Annotated in this window: 6 protein-coding genes and 1 pseudogene; all 7 read right to left on the reverse strand. The window is 34.5% G+C overall.

The genetic code is table 11. The annotated features are described in order from the left end of the window. Positions 1-86 precede the first annotated feature (86 nt). Positions 87-959, reverse strand: coding sequence for a class II fructose-1,6-bisphosphate aldolase (gene fba / locus ACT8VG_RS07425; RefSeq protein WP_006507099.1), 873 nt, complete (start codon positions 957-959; stop codon positions 87-89). A gap of 85 nt (positions 960-1,044) precedes the next feature. Beyond that, a complete protein-coding gene (locus ACT8VG_RS07430) occupies positions 1,045-1,326 on the reverse strand; it encodes a hypothetical protein (protein WP_117458918.1) in 282 nt (93 codons plus the stop codon). Then, positions 1,310-2,485, reverse strand: a complete 1,176-nt coding sequence (locus ACT8VG_RS07435; RefSeq protein ID WP_444195526.1) for a MalY/PatB family protein — start codon at positions 2,483-2,485, stop codon at positions 1,310-1,312. The genes ACT8VG_RS07430 and ACT8VG_RS07435 overlap by 17 nt, the downstream gene beginning before the upstream one ends. Continuing rightward, positions 2,482-3,213: a TrmH family RNA methyltransferase gene (locus tag ACT8VG_RS07440; protein WP_270397951.1), complete on the reverse strand. Its 732-nt coding sequence runs from the start codon at positions 3,211-3,213 to the stop codon at positions 2,482-2,484. The genes ACT8VG_RS07435 and ACT8VG_RS07440 overlap by 4 nt, the downstream gene beginning before the upstream one ends. An 11-nt stretch (positions 3,214-3,224) precedes the next feature. Beyond that, complete coding sequence (locus ACT8VG_RS07445; protein ID WP_117458921.1) at positions 3,225-3,494, reverse strand: hypothetical protein; 270 nt, start codon at positions 3,492-3,494, stop codon at positions 3,225-3,227. 64 nt (positions 3,495-3,558) lie between these two features. Beyond that, the gene (locus tag ACT8VG_RS07450; protein ID WP_444195527.1) at positions 3,559-4,431 is read right to left on the reverse strand and encodes an aldo/keto reductase; all 873 of its coding nucleotides are present in this window, start codon (positions 4,429-4,431) and stop codon (positions 3,559-3,561) included. Between the two features lie 74 nt (positions 4,432-4,505). Continuing rightward, positions 4,506-4,759 (reverse strand): annotated as a pseudogene (gene tnpA / locus ACT8VG_RS07455) (IS200/IS605 family transposase); the annotation flags it as partial.

Below are 4,759 nucleotides of genomic sequence, written 5' to 3' on the forward strand. Positions count from 1 at the left end.
TAGTTATTCCTACCACATTTTATTTGTGGTAGGAATCTTTTTATTTGCATAAAAAAAGAGAAGCCTAAGCTTCTCTCTTAAATGAATTATTCAGCAGCTTTACCGATGCAACCAAATACTTCCATTCTGTCTTTTACGCAGTCTCTGATAGCCTGAGCACCTGGAGCAAGTAACTTACGAGGGTCATAACCTTTACCCTGCTGATCTTTACCTTCTTCAATGTACTTTCTAGTAGCTTTCTGGAAGTATAACTGACATTCAGTGTTAACGTTGATCTTAGATACACCTAAGCCAATTGCTTTCTTAACCTGTTCATCAGGAATTCCTGAACCACCATGAAGAACTAATGGTAAGATACCAGTTTCTTTCTGGATAGCATCTAATGCTTCGAACTGTAAACCAGCCCAGTTTGCAGGGTATACACCATGGATATTACCGATACCAGCAGCTAAGAAGTCAACTCCTAAGTCAGCAATCATCTTACATTCTTTAGGATCTGCTACTTCACCCATACCAATAACACCATCTTCTTCTCCACCGATTGAACCTACTTCAGCTTCGATAGATACACCTTTAGCATGGCATAATTCAACTAATTCCTTAGTCTTTTCGATGTTTTCTTCGATTGAATAATGAGAACCATCGAACATGATTGAAGTGAATCCAGCTGCTAATGCTGCCTTAGCACCTTCATATGAACCGTGGTCTAAGTGTAATGCTACTGGTACAGTGATATTTAAAGATTCTACCATTGCTTTAACCATAGCAGCTACAGTTGTGAACCCTGTCATATATTTTGCGGCACCTTCAGATACACCTAAGATTACTGGTGCATTTAATTCCTGTGCTTCTAAAAGAATAGACTTTGTCCATTCAAGGTTATTGATGTTGAACTGTCCAACACCATAATGGCCTGCTTTAGCCTTTTTTAACATTTCTGTTGCGGAAACTAATCCCATAATATTATCTCTCCTTTTCTTTTATACTTCCATAATACTCTTTTTTCTTGTCTATTACTAGGAAAATTAAAAGATGTAAACGTTTTTATTTTACTTTATTTTCTTTTTCATTTATCAGGCTTAAAAAGCCTTCTATTTCCTGCTTTGTATAATAAGCAGGATTATCATCAAGCATCTCTTTTAACTGCTTCTGATAGTCTTTTTGATAGCCAATACGCTTATTTAATAAGCGTATTGCAAGTGTCTGTTGATAGGCTATATTAGTGTGAAGAAACTTCTTTAATTGTAGATTCGTATATTCACAAGCACAGTCTAATGAAAGATCATCGATATATCCCTGAAGTCTTAAACTATGCAAATCTTTCATCCAATGCCTTCTTTAACTGTAAACAAGCTTTTTCTAAAGTACTTCTAGGACATGCTAAGTTAAATCTTTCAAAACCTGATCCTTCTTCACCAAACACATAACCTTCATCTAACCAAAGATGGGCTTTATTTAACATGAAGTCTTCCTGTTCTTCATTACTCATACCAAGTGTTCTCATATCCACCCAGGTAAGATATAAGCCTTGTGGATCAATTAAAGATATACCAGGACATTCAGTTTTAAGGAAGTGATCAAGATAATCCATATTCCCTTTTATATAATCTAGAAGTTGATCCACCCATTCATCACCTTTAGTATATGCAACTGTTGTCGCAATAAATCCTAATATTGTAGGATCAGAAATAGAATGACTCATCTTCACTTTCTTAAATTGATTTCTTAGCTTTTCATCCGCAATAATAGCTGCAGAAGTCTGAAGTGCCGCTAAGTTGAATGTCTTAGATGCTGCAGTTAATACAATTGAAAAGTTCTTATATTCAGGGTCTACTTCATAGAATGCGATATGCTTATGAGGCGCATAGACAAAGTCCATATGGATTTCATCCGATACCACAAAAACGTTATGTTTTTTACAGATATCTCCAATTGTTTTTAGTTCTTCTTTTGTCCATACTTTACCTACTGGATTATGTGGATTACAGAAGATCATCATCTTGACGTTTTCTTCTATAATCTTAGTTTCAAATGCTTTGTAATCAAGTGTATATTGGTTATCTTTTAAATCAAGAGGCATTCTTACCATACGTCTACCATTGTTTTTAATAGCACGATAGAATGGATAATAAACTGGTGTAAGAACCAATACACTCTCCTCTTTTTTAGTATAAGCTTCTACTGCAAGATGAAAGGCAGTGACAACACCCGGTGTAGGAACAATCCAGTCTTTTTCAATATGGAAATCATGTCTACGTTTCATCCATCCTACAACACTTTCTAAGTATTCTTCTGGAATTGTACTATAACCATAAATACCATCTAACACACGTTTAGAGAGTGCTTCTGGAATATCTGGTAATGTTTTGAAATCCATATCTGCAACCCACATAGGGATCATATCAGGATCATCTGTATGACCTGAATCATATTTTGCGCAGTTTGTATGATGTCTATCATAGACTGTATCAAAATCATATTTCATCGTAACACCTCCTGTTTATTAAACGCCTCCTGTGAGAAGTGGAATAAACCAATACCGACAGACTGTGCTAAGTTAAGTGAATCAATCGCATTCGTATGAGGAATAAAGACGCTTTGTCCATATGTCATATAAATATCATCAAGTCCTGATGATTCATTTCCAAAAATCAGTGAATGAGGTGTCACAGGTTTCACCTGATGAATATTCTTAGCACCCTTCAACATAAATGGATAACATTGATGATCACCAAACTCTTTAAGATACTCATCAATACTTTCATAATAATGAATACGTAAAGAAAATAATGCACCCATAGAAGAACGGACAACATGAGGATTAAAGATATCAACTGCTGGACGAATAATAGCTAAGTCCTGATAACCAAACCCTAACATTGTACGCATAATTGTACCCATATTACCCATATCCATAGGATTCACTAATACAATATGATTTCCCTTCTGTAAAGGTTCATAGAATGTTTTAAATACCCCAATTGCATAACAATTAGACTTTGGTGAAAGCTTATTGATTGTCGCATCATGCACATCAATAGGAATATGATGTAATGCACATAATTCCTTGATTTTAGGATATCCTCTGTTTTCTTCTATTGAAGAGTGTACAACCACTCTTTTCACAATATCTGGTTTATGCTCTAATAATTCTATTGTAGGAAAGACACCCAATGTATAAGAGGAGTCATCACCTTTTTTATATAACTTCATATTTTTCTCCTCTATGCATCTTCATTAATATTCTTAATAGTCTGTAATTCATCTTCCGCATTCTTTTTTAATGCTTCAAAGTGTTTAGGATCTTGTTTAGCCCCTTTATCAATGAGTTCTAGTAGTTCACGATATTTTTCTACTACAACCTCCATTAATGATTCTTTTACTTTGTAATCTAATTCATCACGTGCCTGCTGATGAATACGATTTAATGATTTATATTGTTCTCTAAATACAAGGTCATAATCCACCTTTGATTTTCTAGAAAATAGTCCCATAAGTACTCCTCCTTCATCTCATTTATTATACTATAGAACACAAAAATAGTCACAAATAATGTGACTATTTAGTATTCGTTGCCATGACACCTACAAGTGGATGTGACTGATATGGTTCTTCTAGATATTGTTTTTCTTCTTCACTTAATTCAAGTTCTGTCGCAAGTACAGCTGTATCAACATGTTTAAGTTTAGTCGCCCCTACAACGGGTGATGCTACTTTAGACATCAGCCAGGATAATGATACTTCACCCATAGAAACATGATGCTTTGATGCAAGTTCTTCTACACGTTGAATGATTTTTAAATCTAAATCACTTGATGCATCATATTTACCTTTCGCATATGTATCTTTTTCAAGTCTTTGTGATGTTTCTCCTGGATGTTTTGCTAGACGTCCTGATGCAAGTGCACTATAAGGTGTCATAGAAATACCTTCTTCATCACAATAACGCTTCATTTCTCTTTCTTCTTCTCTAAAGATTAAATTATAGTGTCCCTGAACACTTACAAACCCTTGTAAGCCTCTTTCTTTCGCAATAGTATTGGCCATTGCTAATTGATATGCAAAACAGTTGGAAATACCTATTTCTTTGATTTTACCTTCTTTAATGAAGTCATTGAGTATTTCTAATGTGTCTTCAATAGGTGTTTGATAATCCCACATATGCATAATATAGAGATCAATATAATCAGTCTGTAATCTTCTTAAACTATTATTCAAACACTCAGTTAAATATGTTCTTGAATCAATAGAATCATCACTCTTAGGGGTATACTTAGTTGCAATGACAACATCCTCACGATGTCCATACTCTTTAATAGCACGTCCTAAGTATTCTTCACTTGTTCTTGATTGATAAGCCATCGCTGTATCAAAGAAGTTGATGCCTGATTCTAAAGCATGGAAAATAATCTTTTTAGAGTCTTCATAAATAAATCCTTTCGTTTGTCATAGGCGGAAACCCACTGCCAATAGGTGGTGGGAGGAGCCTTGTAAATCGTTATCTATTATCCCTTACTTTCAATATATTTTTGCATAGTTGCTGATGACACTTCTCCGATGCTGCAAGCAAAATAATCATCTGACCAAAATGTTTTTTCTTCCAATACTGTTTTGATAAGACTGAACTATACTTTTACCATAAGTGGTATGTTGTTTCCTGTTTTACAATTCTGACAATATCGAAAACTTTATCTGTTGTATCATAACTTAATAAGAAATGTATATGGTCTTTGTCAGTTTCTATCGCAATAATTTCGTA

Origin of the sequence: Catenibacterium sp., from assembly GCF_052354645.1 — a bacterium.
GTDB classification, from domain to species: domain Bacteria; phylum Bacillota_I; class Bacilli_A; order Erysipelotrichales; family Coprobacillaceae; genus Catenibacterium; species Catenibacterium mitsuoka_A.